Annotated in this window: 15 protein-coding genes; 8 read left to right on the top strand and 7 right to left on the bottom strand. The window is 55.5% G+C overall.

Translation table 11 applies throughout. The features are described from left to right. The first annotated feature begins 670 nt into the window (after positions 1-670). The 7 genes from tdcA to OKF39_RS20530 all read left to right on the top strand — a co-directional run bounded on the left by tdcA (position 671) and on the right by OKF39_RS20530 (position 10493). Positions 671-1591 carry a transcriptional regulator TdcA gene (tdcA, locus tag OKF39_RS20560; protein WP_045260099.1) on the top strand — a complete coding sequence of 307 codons (921 nt, stop codon included), beginning with the start codon at positions 671-673 and terminating at the stop codon, positions 1589-1591. Between the two features lie 96 nt (positions 1592-1687). Further along, positions 1688-2677 carry a bifunctional threonine ammonia-lyase/L-serine ammonia-lyase TdcB gene (gene tdcB, locus OKF39_RS20555; RefSeq protein WP_100170952.1) on the top strand — a complete coding sequence of 330 codons (990 nt, stop codon included), beginning with the start codon at positions 1688-1690 and terminating at the stop codon, positions 2675-2677. A 9-nt stretch (positions 2678-2686) separates the two neighbouring features. Next, positions 2687-4018: a threonine/serine transporter TdcC gene (tdcC, locus tag OKF39_RS20550; protein WP_047367071.1), complete on the top strand. Its 1332-nt coding sequence runs from the start codon at positions 2687-2689 to the stop codon at positions 4016-4018. Between the two features lie 29 nt (positions 4019-4047). Then, on the top strand, positions 4048-5256 hold the full coding sequence (gene tdcD, locus OKF39_RS20545) for a propionate kinase (protein ID WP_047367072.1): 1209 nt from the start codon (positions 4048-4050) through the stop codon (positions 5254-5256). 15 nt (positions 5257-5271) lie between these two features. Then, positions 5272-7566: a formate C-acetyltransferase gene (gene pflB, locus OKF39_RS20540; protein WP_047367073.1), complete on the top strand. Its 2295-nt coding sequence runs from the start codon at positions 5272-5274 to the stop codon at positions 7564-7566. A gap of 273 nt (positions 7567-7839) precedes the next feature. Further along, positions 7840-9171, top strand: a complete 1332-nt coding sequence (locus tag OKF39_RS20535) for an SLC5/6 family protein (protein WP_479983318.1) — start codon at positions 7840-7842, stop codon at positions 9169-9171. Positions 9172-9191: 20 nt separating this feature from the next. After that, the gene (locus tag OKF39_RS20530; protein ID WP_479983317.1) at positions 9192-10493 is read left to right on the top strand and encodes an L-cysteine desulfidase family protein; all 1302 of its coding nucleotides are present in this window, start codon (positions 9192-9194) and stop codon (positions 10491-10493) included. A 53-nt stretch (positions 10494-10546) separates the two neighbouring features. Here the strand turns inward: OKF39_RS20530 and OKF39_RS20525 are convergent, their stop codons facing one another. Beyond that, entirely contained in the window at positions 10547-11248 is a 702-nt protein-coding gene (locus OKF39_RS20525; RefSeq protein WP_028014512.1) for a pirin family protein, read from the bottom strand. Between the two features lie 104 nt (positions 11249-11352). Between OKF39_RS20525 and yhaJ the strand changes: the two genes are divergently transcribed. After that, positions 11353-12255, top strand: a complete 903-nt coding sequence (yhaJ, locus tag OKF39_RS20520) for a DNA-binding transcriptional regulator YhaJ (RefSeq protein WP_041907956.1) — start codon at positions 11353-11355, stop codon at positions 12253-12255. 41 nt (positions 12256-12296) lie between these two features. Here yhaJ and OKF39_RS20515 read toward each other — a convergent pair whose 3' ends face one another. The 6 genes from OKF39_RS20515 to OKF39_RS20490 form a co-directional block, all read right to left on the bottom strand. Further along, the gene (locus OKF39_RS20515; RefSeq protein ID WP_028014511.1) at positions 12297-12662 is read right to left on the bottom strand and encodes a DUF805 domain-containing protein; all 366 of its coding nucleotides are present in this window, start codon (positions 12660-12662) and stop codon (positions 12297-12299) included. A 105-nt stretch (positions 12663-12767) separates the two neighbouring features. Further along, entirely contained in the window at positions 12768-13754 is a 987-nt protein-coding gene (locus OKF39_RS20510; RefSeq protein WP_048999509.1) for a glutathione S-transferase family protein, read from the bottom strand. A 72-nt stretch (positions 13755-13826) separates the two neighbouring features. Next, the gene (locus tag OKF39_RS20505; RefSeq protein ID WP_042716298.1) at positions 13827-14219 is read right to left on the bottom strand and encodes a DoxX family protein; all 393 of its coding nucleotides are present in this window, start codon (positions 14217-14219) and stop codon (positions 13827-13829) included. A gap of 241 nt (positions 14220-14460) precedes the next feature. Beyond that, entirely contained in the window at positions 14461-14757 is a 297-nt protein-coding gene (locus tag OKF39_RS20500) for a YqjK-like family protein (protein ID WP_014885330.1), read from the bottom strand. Continuing rightward, a complete protein-coding gene (locus tag OKF39_RS20495; RefSeq protein WP_041907961.1) occupies positions 14754-15152 on the bottom strand; it encodes a phage holin family protein in 399 nt (132 codons plus the stop codon). Before OKF39_RS20495 ends, OKF39_RS20500 begins: the two co-directional genes overlap by 4 nt. Before the next feature lies 1 nt (position 15153). Beyond that, positions 15154-15459 (bottom strand): ElaB/YgaM/YqjD family protein, encoded by a 306-nt coding sequence (locus tag OKF39_RS20490; RefSeq protein WP_008503141.1) that lies wholly within the window; start codon positions 15457-15459, stop codon positions 15154-15156. Between the last annotated feature and the right edge of the window lie 12 nt (positions 15460-15471).

Genomic DNA, 15471 nt, shown 5'->3' with positions numbered 1-15471 from the left:
CGGCGGGGTTTTTGCTTTTAGAGTTTCGTAGCCCAGGTATGCGCATCGCCACCGGGCAACTCGCACAAACGACATCAATTCTCATATTTGCGACATTAAGCACATTTCACTGCATGACCCTTTCAGGCATCGCTATGCCTACCGCAAACGATCGTTATCACAAAATTTCACCCTAAAAAATGGTGAATTTACAGTATTGTTAATTTGTTGCGAATGTTAACTGAACGATCGCAAATATTTTCTTATTTGATATAAACATATTGAAATTAAAAACATTCAGGCTATGAATGTGTGACGTATTCCACTGTTTATAAAAAGCTGTCCAAAAATCCTCTGCAAAATTTGATAATTTGAAAGAATGTTTAAAAGGAATAACGGTTATTTATTGGCCTTTAATTGTCTGAAAGTTCGTCTTTATTGATTTATTTAACGCAGAGAAATTTATCAAGGTTATCGCCATAAAATAAATTTATTACTGCAGATTTTATTGATCGATATCAGCGTAATGGTGTGCTTTTAATTTTGTATGGCATTGATTATAAAGTATTTTTTAGGTTATTGTTGTGCCCGTAAAATGCGCGGGGAAGCAAATTGTGAGTAACAGCACATACCCCCTGAAACATTATTGGGTAGAATCCGCTGCGTCATAGGGAAATAAGCGCAGAATATTATGAATACTATTATTCTACCGAAAACTCAGCACCTCGTGGTATTTCAGGAAGTCATTAAAAGTGGCTCCATAGGTTCTGCCGCAAGACAACTAGGCCTGACGCAACCCGCCGTCAGCAAAATCATCAGCGACATCGAATCCTACTTCGGGGTGGAAGTGATGGTGCGTAAAAACACCGGCGTAAAACTCACTGCCGCTGGTCAGGTGCTGCTGTCATACGCTGAGTCGATCACCCGCGAAATGAAAAACATGGTGAGCGAAATCAACAGCCTCAGTTTCAGTACCGTCATGGACGTCTCCTTTGGCTATCCGTCGCTGATTGGCTTCACCTTCCTGTCTGAGATGATCAAAAAATTCAGGGAAGTGTTCCCGAAAGCGCGCGTCTCCATGTATGAAGCGCAGCTCTCTTCATTCCTGCCCGCCATTCGCGACGGTCGGCTGGATTTTGCCATCGGCACCCTGAGCGACGGAATGTTGCTTCAGGATCTTCACGTTGAGCCACTGTTTGAATCTGAGTTTGTGCTGGTGGCGAGTAAATCACGAACGTGCACCGGCCCGACCAGACTGGCATCACTTACGCACGAGCAGTGGGTGATGCCGCAAACCGATATGGGCTACTACAACGAACTCCTGACCACCCTGCAAGACAACCGCATCAGCATTGAAAACATCGTCCAGACCGATTCCGTCGTCACCATTTATAACCTTGTCCTGAATGCCGATTATCTGACGGTGATCCCCCGCGACATGATTGCGCCGTTCGGCTCAGACCAGTTTATTGTGCTGCCGGTGGAAGATGAATTACCCGTGGCGCGCTATGCCGCCGTGTGGTCGAAAAATTACAGTATTAAAAAATCGGCGTCAGTATTAGTTGAACTGGCAAAACAATATTCGTCGATGGATATCGATAAACGACGATAGAAATAATTAAGTTTTAAAACACCCGGAGCGACGCTTTTTAACGCTCTGATACCCTGACTTTGCCTGAAAAGAATGAATTATTATAACGAGGATATTATGCACATTACTTACGATCTCCCGGTGACCATTGAAGATATTCAGGACGCCAGAAAACGCCTGGCGGGGAAAATTTATAAAACCGGCATGCCGCGCTCAAATTATCTCAGCGAACGCTGTAAGGGTGAGATATTCCTGAAATTTGAAAATATGCAGCGTACCGGTTCGTTTAAAATACGCGGGGCGTTTAATAAGTTAAGTTCATTGACGGACGCAGAAAAACGCAAAGGGGTAGTGGCCTGCTCCGCAGGAAACCACGCTCAGGGGGTGTCGCTCTCTTGCGCCATGCTCGGTATCGACGGCAAAGTGGTGATGCCGATGGGCGCGCCAAAATCCAAGGTCGCCGCTACCCGCGACTACTCCGCCGAAGTGGTGCTGCACGGCGAGAACTTCAACGACACCATAGCTAAGGTGAGCGAAATCGTCGAGATGGAGGGGCGCATTTTTATCCCGCCTTATGACGATCCGAAAGTCATTGCCGGCCAGGGCACCATCGGCCTCGAAATTCTTGAAGATCTTTACGACGTGGATAATGTGATTGTCCCTATCGGCGGCGGCGGCTTAATTGCCGGTATTGCGACAGCAATTAAATCCATCAACCCGACAATCAATATTATCGGCGTACAGTCTGAAAACGTTCACGGCATGGCGGCTTCCTGGCAGGCCGGAGAAATAACCAACCATCGCGTTACCGGCACATTAGCCGACGGCTGCGACGTGTCTCGTCCGGGTAAATTAACCTTCGAAATTGTTCGTGAACTGGTCGATGACATTGTGCTGGTGAGCGAAGACGATATTCGCAACAGCATGATTGCCCTTATTCAGCGAAATAAAGTGGTGACGGAAGGTGCGGGCGCGCTGGCCTGCGCGGCGTTATTAAGCGGCAAGCTTGACCCCTATATTCAGGGCCGTAAAACCGTCTGCATTATTTCCGGCGGCAATATCGATCTCTCCCGTGTTTCCCAAATTACCGGCTTCGTTGACGCATAAAGGTGACCTATGAGCAACACAGAAAGCATTATCGTTGGCCAGACAAAAACGTCCTCCTGGCGTAAGTCTGACACCACATGGACGCTCGGCCTGTTTGGTACCGCCATCGGCGCAGGCGTGCTGTTCTTCCCCATTCGCGCAGGCTTTGGCGGACTGATCCCCATCCTGCTGATGCTGGTACTTGCCTTCCCGATTGCGTTTTACTGCCACCGCGCGCTGGCGCGCCTCTGTTTGTCCGGCAGCAACGTCTCCGGCAACATCACCGAGACGGTGGAAGAGCACTTCGGGAAAACCGGTGGGGTGGTGATCACCTTCCTCTACTTCTTCGCCATTTGCCCGCTGCTGTGGATTTACGGCGTCACCATTACTAACACCTTTATGACCTTCTGGGAAAACCAGCTCCAGATGCCTGCGCTGAACCGCGGCGTGGTGGCGCTGTTCCTGCTGCTGCTGATGGCCTTTGTGATCTGGTTCGGGAAAGACCTGATGGTAAAGGTGATGAGCTACCTGGTGTTCCCGTTCATTGCCAGCCTGGTGCTAATTTCCCTGTCGCTGATCCCGTACTGGAACTCGGCGGTAATCGACCAGGTCAACCTGAGCGATATCGCCTTTACCGGTCATGACGGCATTCTGGTCACGGTGTGGCTGGGGATCTCCATCATGGTCTTCTCCTTTAACTTCTCGCCCATCGTCTCCTCGTTCGTGGTCTCCAAGCGCGAAGAGTACGAGCCGGAGTTCGGGAAAGCATTCACCGAGCAGAAATGTTCCAAAATCATCGGTCGCGCCAGCCTGCTGATGGTGGCGGTGGTGATGTTCTTCGCCTTTAGCTGCCTGTTTACGCTCTCTCCGCAGAACATGGCGGATGCCAAAGCGCAGAACATTCCGGTGCTCTCTTACCTGGCGAACCACTTTGCCTCGATGTCGGGCAGTAAATCCACGTTCGCCACGGTGCTGGAATACGGCGCCTCCATCATCGCGCTGGTCGCTATCTTTAAATCCTTCTTCGGCCACTACCTGGGCACGCTGGAGGGGCTGAACGGCCTGATCCTCAAGTTCGGCTACAAGGGCGATAAGAAGAACGTCTCCGTCGGCAAGCTGAACACCATCAGCATGATTTTCATCATGGGCTCCACCTGGATTGTGGCCTACGCCAACCCGAACATTCTCGACCTTATTGAAGCCATGGGGGCGCCAATTATCGCTTCTCTGCTGTGTCTGCTGCCGATGTACGCCATTCGTAAAGCGCCCGCGCTGGCGAAATACAAAGGCCGGACCGAGAACATCTTCGTGACCGTGGTCGGCCTGCTGACCATTCTGAATATCGTTTACAAACTGTTCTAACCCAAAGCTCAGGAAGAGCGGAGTAACACATGACTGAATTTCCGGTAGTACTGGTTATTAACTGCGGATCGTCCTCCGTTAAGTTTTCGGTGCTGGACGCAGCAGGCTGCGATGCCCTGCTGACGGGCATTGCGGACGGCATCAACACTGAAAAAGCCTTTATTTCTGTGAACGGGGGTGAACCGGTCAGACTGGCTCACCAGGACTACGAAGGGGCACTGGCCGCCATCGCCCTCGAGCTGGAGAAGCGCGACCTGATGAGCAGCGTGGCCTTGATTGGCCACCGCATCGCTCACGGCGGCGATCTCTTCAGCGAGTCGACCCTCATCACGGTAGAGGTCATTGAGCAGATCCGCCTGGTTTCCCCGCTGGCGCCGCTGCATAACTACGCCAACCTGAGCGGCGTGGAAGCTGCAGAGCGCCTGTTCCCCGGCGTGCAGCAGGTGGCGGTATTTGACACCAGCTTCCACCAGACCATGGCGCCGCAGGCGTATCTGTACGGTCTGCCGTACCGCTATTTTGAAGAGCTGGGCGTGCGCCGCTACGGCTTCCACGGCACCTCTCACCGCTACGTGTCCGCGCAGGCGCACGCGCTCCTCGGGCTGTCCCCCGATGACAGCGGCCTGGTGATTGCCCATCTCGGCAACGGGGCGTCCATCTGCGCGGTGCGCAACGGTAAAAGCGTCGATACCTCAATGGGGATGACGCCGCTGGAGGGGCTGGTGATGGGCACGCGCTGCGGCGACGTGGACTTCGGCGCAATGGCGTGGATTGCCCAGCAGACCGGTCAGTCGTTCGAGGATCTGGAGCGCGTGGTCAACAAAGAGTCCGGGTTGCTTGGCATCTCCGGTATCTCCTCCGATTTACGTGCGCTGGAGAAAGCCTGGCATGACGGCAATGACCGGGCGCAGCTGGCGATAAAGACCTTTGTCCACCGCATAGCGCGGCATATCGCCGGTCACGCCGCGTCTCTGCACCGTCTGGATGGCGTGATCTTCACTGGCGGCATCGGTGAAAACTCCACGCTGATCCGCGCGCTGGTGGCGGAACATCTGAAGGTGTTTGGCATCGCGCTCGACGAGGCGAAAAACGCTCTGCCGGGCAGCGCGGGTGAGCGCGTCATCTCCACCGAGTCGTCCCGCGTGACCTGCGCGGTTATCCCTACCAACGAAGAAAAAATGATCGCGCTGGACGCCCTCCGTCTTGGGAAGGTCACCCCGGCTGCGGCTTACGCCTGATAAAGCGAGAATCTGATGAAAGTAACAATCGATACGGGCATCGCGCCCTACAGCGACGCATGGGCCGGGTTTCGCGGTGAAGAATGGAAAAACGCCGTTAACGTCCGCGATTTTATTCAGCATAACTACACCCCTTATGAAGGCGATGAAGCTTTCCTCGCGCAGGCGACGCCAGCAACGACGGCGCTGTGGCAGAAGGTGATGGTCGGCATTCGCCAGGAGAATGCCACCCACGCCCCGGTGGATTTCGACACCAACATTGCCACCACCATTACCGCCCACGGACCGGGCTACATCGACCAGGATCTTGAGACGATCGTCGGCCTGCAAACCGACAAACCGCTCAAGCGCGCCCTGCATCCGTACGGCGGGATAAACATGATCCGCAGCTCGTTCGAAGCCTACGGCCGCGAGATGGATCCGCAGTTCGAATACCTGTTTACCGACCTGCGTAAAACCCACAACCAGGGCGTGTTTGACGTTTACTCCCCGGAGATGATGCGCTGCCGTAAATCTGGCGTGCTGACCGGTCTGCCGGACGGCTACGGGCGCGGGCGCATTATCGGCGACTACCGCCGCGTGGCGCTGTACGGCATCAGCTATCTGGTGCGCGAGCGTGAACTGCAGTTTGCCGATCTGCAGGGGAGGCTGGAGCGCGGCGAAGATCTGGAGGCAACGATCCGCCTGCGCGAGGAGCTGGCGGAGCATAAGCGTGCGTTGCTGCAGATCCAGCAGATGGCGGCGAACTATGGCTTTGATATTTCACGTCCGGCGATGAACGCGCAGGAAGCGGTGCAGTGGGTCTACTTTGCCTACCTTGCCGCAGTGAAATCCCAGAACGGCGGGGCGATGTCGCTGGGGCGTACGGCCTCGTTCCTTGATATCTACATTGAACGCGACATGCAGGCGGGGCGGCTGAACGAGGTGCAGGCCCAGGAGCTGATCGACCACTTCATCATGAAGATCCGCATGGTGCGCTTCCTGCGCACGCCGGAGTTCGACACGCTCTTCTCCGGCGATCCGATCTGGGCCACGGAAGTGATCGGCGGCATGGGGCTGGATGGCCGTACGCTGGTGACCAAAAACAGCTTCCGCTACCTGCATACCCTGCACACCATGGGGCCCGCGCCGGAGCCGAACCTGACGATCCTCTGGTCTGAACAGCTGCCGATCGCGTTTAAGAAATACGCCGCGCAGGTGTCGATCGTCACCTCGTCGCTGCAGTATGAGAACGACGATCTTATGCGCGCCGACTTCAACAGCGACGACTACGCCATTGCCTGCTGCGTCAGCCCAATGGTGATCGGCAAGCAGATGCAGTTCTTTGGCGCACGCGCCAACCTTGCTAAAACGCTGCTGTACGCGATCAACGGCGGGGTGGACGAGAAGCTGAAGATCCAGGTCGGCCCGAAAACCGAGCCGCTGCTGGATGAGGTGCTGGATTACGACACCGTGATGGCGAGCCTCGACCACTTTATGGACTGGCTGGCGGTGCAGTACATCAGCGCGCTGAATCTCATTCACTACATGCATGATAAGTACAGTTACGAAGCCTCGCTGATGGCGCTGCACGATCGTGACGTCTATCGCACCATGGCCTGCGGCATTGCCGGGCTGTCGGTGGCGGCGGATTCCCTGTCGGCGATTAAATACGCCACGGTGAAACCAGTGCGCGACCACACCGGCCTGGCGGTGGACTTCGTCATCGAAGGCGACTATCCGCAGTACGGCAATAATGACGATCGCGTGGACAGCATCGCCTGCGACCTGGTGGAGCGATTTATGAAGAAGATCCAGGCGCTGCCGACGTATCGCAACGCGGTGCCGACTCAGTCGATCCTGACTATCACCTCCAACGTGGTCTACGGCCAGAAAACGGGCAACACGCCGGACGGACGCCGCGGCGGCACGCCGTTTGCGCCTGGCGCCAACCCAATGCACGGTCGCGACAGGAAAGGGGCGGTGGCTTCGCTAACGTCGGTCGCCAAGCTGCCGTTTACCTACGCGAAAGACGGGATCTCCTATACTTTCTCCATTGTGCCGCAGGCGCTGGGCAAGGATGAACTGGTGCGCAAAACCAACCTGGTGGGGCTGCTGGATGGGTACTTCCATCACGAAGCGTCTATTGAGGGCGGGCAGCACCTGAACGTCAACGTCATGAACCGGGAGATGCTGCTGGATGCCATTGCCCATCCGGAGAACTACCCGAACCTGACAATTCGCGTATCCGGCTATGCAGTACGGTTTAACGCTCTGACGCGCGAGCAGCAGCAGGACGTGATTTCGCGGACGTTTACGCAAGCGATGTAATTCCAATTGCCATTGTGCCTCCTCCTTAGAGGAGGCTTTTAATTTCGTGAATATTGTCACATTTAGAAAATACCCTCCTCGTTTCCACCTCCAGTAGCAATTTTTCCTCCAGTGTCAGGAAATCCCTATAAAACTTGTGACTTTTTTCTCCTTTGCTCCGGCTATGATTTTCTCACACCAATAACAAACACCTGCTGCTCTCTGACTCGCAATCGCTGGCGATCGGAACCTAATAAAAACAACTGTTTACCCTACAAAATAAGCGAGTGCCCAATGAATATGGCAACAAACAGCAGTGTGATTGTGAGTGATTCCCCTGCGGCAAGGCGGGCGGGAATGAGCGAAAGCGAATGGCGAGAGGCGATCAAATTCGACAGCACCGACACGGGCTGGGTCATCATGAGTATCGGGATGGCTATCGGCGCGGGTATCGTTTTTCTTCCGGTGCAGGTTGGATTAATGGGGCTGTGGGTCTTTTTGCTCTCCTCGATTATTGGCTATCCGGCCATGTACCTCTTCCAGCGGTTATTTATTAATACGCTGGCGGAATCCCCGGAATGTAAAGACTACCCGAGCGTGATTAGCGGTTATTTAGGTAAAAACTGGGGCATCTTATTAGGTGCACTTTATTTCGTGATGCTGGTCATCTGGATGTTTGTCTATTCCACGGCTATCACCAACGACAGCGCATCCTATTTGCACACCTTCGGGGTCACCGAGGGGTTGCTGTCGGAAAATCCCTTCTACGGCTTATTCCTGATCTGTATTCTGGTCGCCATCTCTTCGCGCGGTGAAAAGCTGCTGTTTAAAGTCTCCAGTCTGATGGTGCTGACCAAATTATTTGTGGTGGCGGCGCTGGGGCTTTCGATGATTGGTCTCTGGCATTTAGCCAACGTCGGCATGCTGCCGCCGATGGGGTTGCTGATAAAAAATGCCATTATTACGCTGCCCTTTACCTTAACCTCCATTCTGTTTATCCAGACATTAAGCCCGATGGTGATTTCCTATCGTTCACGGGAAAAATCCGTTGAGGTGGCGCGTCATAAGGCGCTGCGGGCGATGAATATCGCCTTTGGCATACTGTTTGTCACGGTCTTCTTCTACGCCGTCTCTTTCACCCTGGCGATGGGACACGACGAAGCGGTGAAAGCCTACGAGCAGAACATTTCCGCCCTGGCGATTGCGGCGCAGTTTATCAGCGGCGACGGCGCGGGCTGGGTCAAAATCGTCAGCGTGATCCTCAATATTTTTGCCGTGATGACCGCCTTCTTCGGCGTCTATCTCGGCTTCCGCGAAGCCACGCAGGGGATCGTGATGAATATCCTGCGCCGTAAAATGCCGGCTGAACGTATTAATGAAAGCATCGTCCAGCGCGGGATCATGCTGTTCGCTATCCTGCTGGCCTGGAGCGCGATCGTGTTAAACGCGCCGGTACTGAGCTTCACCTCTATCTGTAGCCCCATCTTCGGCATGGTGGGCTGCCTGATCCCTGCGTGGCTGGTCTACAAGGTACCGGCGCTGCATAAATATAAGGGCGTATCGCTGGTGATTATTGTCATCACCGGGCTGCTGCTTTGTGTTTCTCCTTTCCTCGCATTTTACTGAGGGCAAATAAGGTCGTAACGATGTCTGAGCAAACTCATCCTTTTTGGAATCATTTTATTCGCGTAGTGCAGGAAGAAGTTAAGCCTGCGCTGGGGTGCACCGAGCCCGTTTCTCTGGCCCTTGCCTGTGCGATTGCCGCAGAGCAACTGCCCGGCGACGTCACGAAGATTGAGGCGTGGGTATCGCCGAATCTGATGAAGAACGGGCTTGGCGTAACGGTGCCGGGCACCGGCATGGTCGGGCTGCCCATTGCGGCGGCGCTGGGTGCCATCGGTGGCAATGCGCAGGCGGGGCTGGAAGTGCTGAAAGATGTCACCGCCGATGCGCTGGCGCGGGCCAAAGCAATGCTTAACGCCGGTCTGGTGCAGGTGAAATTGCAGGAGCCATGCGATGAGATCCTCTATTCACGTGCCTGCGTCTACGCCGGTGAGGCCTCGGCCATGGTGACCATTGCGGGCGGACATACCCGCGTGGTGGAGGTGGTTTGTCACGGCGAAACGCGCTTCAGTCTTGACGAGCGGCAGGCCGAGGTAAGTAACGATCCGCTGGCTGTACTGTCAAACACCACGCTCACGCAGATCCTGGAGTTTGTGGAGCAGGTACCGTTCGAGGCGATCCGCTTTATCCTGGAAGCAGGGCAACTGAACGACGCGCTCTCTCGTGAAGGGCTTAGCGGGAAGTGGGGGCTACACATTGGCACCACCCTCAATAAGCAGCGCGCACGCGGATGGATGGCGCAGGATCTGGGTTCAGACATCGTTATCCGCACCAGCGCGGCCTCGGATGCCCGCATGGGCGGCGCGACGCTGCCGGCGATGAGCAACTCGGGCTCCGGGAATCAGGGAATTACAGCCACCATGCCGGTTGTCGTGGTCGCTGAACATGTTCAGGCCGATGACGAACGGCTGGCGCGGGCGCTGATGCTCTCGCATCTGTCGGCTATCTACATCCATTACCAGCTTCCGCGTTTGTCCGCGCTGTGTGCGGCGACAACGGCCGGTATGGGGGCCGCCGCAGGGATGGCGTGGCTGATGGGCGGAAGCTATCAGACGATTGCAATGGCCATCGGCAGTATGATCGGTGACGTCAGCGGGATGATCTGCGACGGGGCGTCTAACAGCTGCGCCATGAAAGTCTCGACCAGCGTCACCAGCGCCTGGAAAGCCGTGATGATGGCGCTGGATGAGTCGGGCGTGACGGGCAACGAGGGGATTGTAGCGCACGACGTGGAACAGTCTATCTCTAACCTGTGCGCCCTGGCGTGCCGCTCAATGCAGGCAACGGACCGGCAGATTATTGAGATTATGGCGAGTAAGGTGTAGCGATTGGCATTCGTCCCTCTTCCCAAAGGGGAGAGGGACCGATCGAGCAACTCTTACACCGGCAAATCAATCAGCAGCGCGCGCAGCGGCGTATCTGCCACCAGGGTGATATTCGCTTCGTCACGAATAAACGCCCCGTCGCCGCAGGTGAGCGCTTCTTTCTCTTCCGCGTGCGTTACCGCATGCACCGTACCGTGAATGGACTGCAAATAGGCGCGCGGGCCGTGCAGCTGGAAGCTTGCCTGTTCACCTTTTTTCAGTTCGATATGGTGCAGCCATACCTGCTGTCGCAGCTGCAAGCTGTCCTTGCTGCCGTCAGGCGAGGCAATCAGCTGCTGTTTATCGCCCTTCAGATCTATTTTCTGCACCAGCGGGTTTTCTCGCTCAGGGCAGGCGTCGAGCCACAGCTGCATGCGCGTCAGCGTTTTGTCTTTGCTGAGGTTATGCTCGCTGTAGCTGATGCCCGGCTGCGTGGAAATTAACAACGCTTCGCCAGCCTTTGCCTGGACATGATTGCCCTCGCTATCGCGGTATTCTGCCTCGCCTTCCAGGATCAGGTTCAGGATATCGACTTTCGGATACGTACGCGGCTGGAAGGAGGCGCCCGGGGCGAGCACTTCCTGGTTCAACACGCGCAGTGAAGCGTAACCGAGGAGTTTAGGGTCAAAGTAGTGTCCAAAGGAAAAGGTGTAGCGGGCCTGCAGCCAACCGAAATCGGCTTGTCCGCACTGTTTCGCTGTTCTTGTCGTAATCATAAACTTGACCTCTCTTTACACTAAAACAATGGTAAAGGTATGGACGCTGCATTGTTAGCCAGATATTCTGCCCGGTATGTTCAAATTTCCTGAATGAGAACGAGATGGCTAAAGAGAGAGCATTGACGCTTGAGGCGCTTCGCGTCATGGACGCGATTGACCGGCGCGGCAGCTTTGCCGCGGCGGCAGATGAACTGGGGCGCGTTCCGTCTGCGCTAAGCTACACCATGCAAAAACTGGAGGAAGAGCTGGACGTCGTGCTCTTCGATCGCTCCGGTCATCGAACAAAATTCACCAACGTGGGGCGGATGCTGCTGGAGCGAGGTCGCGTGCTGCTGGAAGCGGCGGACAAGCTCACCACGGACGCCGAAGCGCTGGCGCGAGGTTGGGAAACCCACCTGACGTTAGTCACCGAAGCGCTGGTGCCGACCGAAGCGCTGTTCCCGCTGGTAGACCGCCTGGCGGCGAAGGCCAATACGCAGCTGTCGATCATCACCGAGGTGCTGGCCGGGGCGTGGGAGCGTCTGGAGACGGGCAGGGCGGATATCGTCATTGCGCCTGACATGCATTTCCGCTCATCGTCAGAAATCAACTCGCGCAAGCTCTACAGCGTCATGAACGTTTACGTCGCCGCGCCGGATCACCCGATTCACCAGGAGCCGGAGCCGCTCTCTGAAGTGACGCGCGTGAAGTACCGCGGCGTGGCGGTGGCGGATACCGCGCGCGAGCGTCCGGTGCTGACGGTTCAGCTGCTGGATAAACAGCCGCGTCTGACGGTCACGTCACTGGAAAACAAGCGGCAGGCGCTGCTGGCCGGTTTGGGCGTGGCGACGATGCCCTACCCGTTTGTGGAAAAAGATATTGCGGAAGGGCGACTGAGGGTGGTGAGCCCGGAGTACACCAGCGAAGTGGACATTATTATGGCGTGGCGCCGCGACAGCATGGGCGAAGCCAAATCGTGGTGCCTGCGCGAAATTCCAAAGCTCTTTGCGCATCATAATAAATAAGCGAGCAGGCCCGGTAAGCGTAAGCGCCACCGGGCAGTAATTTACGCGCCGATCTTAGGATCCGGACCAAAGCGGTTTTCGCCCGGCGTCCCGCTCTGACAGTTGAAAATTAAAATCACGATCCAGCCGACAAGCGGGATTAACAGCAACAGCAGCCACCACGCCGAACGATCGGTGTCGTGGAGACGACGAAACAGCACGGCCCATGAAGGCAGCAAAACCAGCAAGCCATAAATCGTAGTGAGTACGCCTTCACCGCCAGCGCGCTCCCAGCCGAGGATTTTATCCACGATGCCCAGCACCATAATCAGGACGAAGTTCACCAGAACGAACATCCAGTACTCTTTGCGGCGGGCGCGGCCACCAAATCCAACGTAGTTGCGCAGTACTTTTAAATACCAGTCCATTTTCCTTGCCTCTTAATCAGTCAATCACTTGTTTTCTAAGCGATCGAGGTAAGGATAGATGTATGCTGTGAATTAAAAAAGGGAATCAATTGATTCCCTAAATAATTATCCGAAACGCACGTCGCGCCCGTGCGGTTCATCCAGATCCTGCCACGGGCCAATGGAGATGATGCCCGTCGGGTTGATGGTCTTGTGGCTGCGGAAATAGTGGGTGCGAATATGGTCAAAATCGACCGTCTCCGCGATCCCCGGCATCTGGTAGATGTCTCGCAGGAAACCATACAGGTTCAGGTAGTCGCTGATGCGGTGTTTATCGCACTTAAAGTGGGTGACATAGACCGGGTCAAAGCGAACCAGCGTGGTCCACAGGCGAATGTCCGCTTCCGTCAGGCGATCGCCCGTCAGGTAGCGATGCTGGCCCAGGATCTGCTCCAGGCGCTCCAGCGATTCAAACACCTTTCCGACCGCTTCGTCATACGCTTCCTGGCTGGTGGCGAAACCGGCCTTATAGACGCCGTTGTTGACGTTGTCGTAAATCCAGCTGTTCAGCTCGTCAATCTTATCGCGTAGTTCAACCGGGTAGTAATCCCCGGCGCGGGCGCCGTGCGCATCAAACGCGGTATTGAACATGCGGATGATTTCCGCGGACTCATTGCTGACTATCGTCTGGTTTTTCTTGTCCCACAGCACCGGCACGGTCACGCGTCCGGTGTAGTGCGGATCGGCACGTAGATAGAGCTGGTAGAGGAAATCGTGGTGATACAGGTCATCACCGGTCGCAGCGGGGAAATCACTGTCGAACGTCCAGCCGTTTTCCAGCATCAATGGGTTGACGACTGAAACCGGAATGAAGGATTCGAGGCCTTTTAGCTTGCGCACGATCAGCGTGCGGTGCGCCCACGGGCAGGCGAGGGAAACATAAAGATGATAACGATCTTTCTCCGCCGCGAAGCCCCCTTCGCCACTCGGGCCGGGTGCGCCGTCGGCGGTCAGCCAGTTACGGAAGGCCGAAACAGAGCGCTTAAAGCGTCCACCGGTGGATTTGGTGTCATACCAGACATCCTGCCAGACGCCGTCTACGAGTTGTCCCATTTTTTACTCCTCCGTCAGATAGCAAAAGCGAGGAGATGTCTCCTCGCTTTGTGTTTATTCAGTATAGCGTGCTTACCATTTCTTATTCAGAACGCGGTCGATGCTGTATGCGCCTGGGCCGGTAATCGCCAGCAGCAGGAAGCCACCCGCGATGGTCAGGTTTTTCATAAACATCAGTGAGTTCACGCCTTCAGCAAAGTTGCTGTGAAACAGGAACGCGGTCAGCAGGGTGAAGCCTGCGGTAAACAGCGCGGTGGTGCGGGTCAGGAAGCCGAACAGAACCGCCAGGCCGCCGCCAAACTCAAGCAGAATGGTCAGCGGCAGCAGGAACCCCGGAACGCCCATGGCTTCCATATACTGCTGGGTACCCGCATATCCGGTGATTTTGCCCCAGCCTGCCACGATAAACAGAATTGGCATCAGAATACGCGCGACCAGTACACCAACATCTTCTAATTTTTTCATTTTACTCTCCAGGAAACCACATAAGCGGCTGAACATTATTTGTCTGCAATTCCGGGTAGATACCGCGGCTCTGCTGTCGATGGAGAGGAGTGTAAACGGGGCGGGTAGCAATTGTTAGCAAGGAAAACTGTCAATCTTCTTCAAAGATATTGAGTAAGGGCAGGTGCGCGCTGGTGCCCTCAGCCCACGGGGAGAAGGGCAGAAACAAAAAACGGTAACCTGAGTTACCGTTTTGCGTTTATCACCGCAGCTGTTGTTGCCGCAACGTTGCTTTGACCAGACGCCAGGCGCTCCATGCACCAAAACCGCGTCGGGCCCAGCGGATGAGCATATTCGGATGACGAACCGTCCAGATAGCCATCACGCTGCTGCCGACCAGCGCCCACGAACGCAGGCTCAGGAAGGTATTCCAGCCACGGTCAAACCGTCGCGTCGCGTCGATCCAGTCACGGCGGCTGGCAGACAGATCCAGCCGCTGCTGCTGGATCTGACTTAACAGGTACGCTTTTCGCTTCTGACGTTCCGCTTTATCGCTCACGGCTTGTCATCCTCCAGCAGGGCGCGATCGTTAGCCAGTTCCTGGCGCGTGTGGCGCAGGAAAGTGGACCTGCGCGCTTTACGCATCGTCCATATGCCGCCAATCAGCGCCGCGACCAGCAGAACGACGGTCGTGGCAATCATCGCGTTAAGTCGATACTGCGGGTCAATTGCCCAGATGATTAACACCATCAGGCTCATCAGACCAAACGCGGCGAAGAGCATGGTCAGCCCGAGCATCAGCAGCATCTGGAAGAGGTTCGCTTTCTCCTCTTCCAGTTCGACCACTGCCAGCCGGACGCGCGTTTCGGCAATCCCAACCAGCGTCGTTAAAATACGCTGGCCGATGCCGAGGACGTTATTAGCAGGCCCTTGTGCGTGACGAGGATCTTCCATATCAACGACGCGTCAGCAGGACACCCAGTACCACACCCACTGCGGCACCAATACCAACTCCCGTCCATGGATTGTCGCGCACATATTCATCTGCACGCGCAGCCGCTTCACGGGTCTGTTTCGCCAGTGCATCACCGGTTTCACCCAGGCGGTAGCGGCTCTCTTTCAGCGCCTGCTCCGCTTTGCTGCGCAGCTTGCTTACTTCTTCTTTCGACTTATCGGCAGAGGAGTTCAGCACCTCTTCAAGGGTATCGGCCAGGGATTTCAGTTCAGCGCGCAGATGTTCAGACGTCGTATCTTTTGACATGATTCTCTCCTG

The organism is Enterobacter cloacae complex sp. HYC042_NIDB, assembly GCF_056673315.1.
Note: the sequence above shows the minus strand (reverse complement) of the source record. Positions and strands in the feature narration are given on the sequence as shown.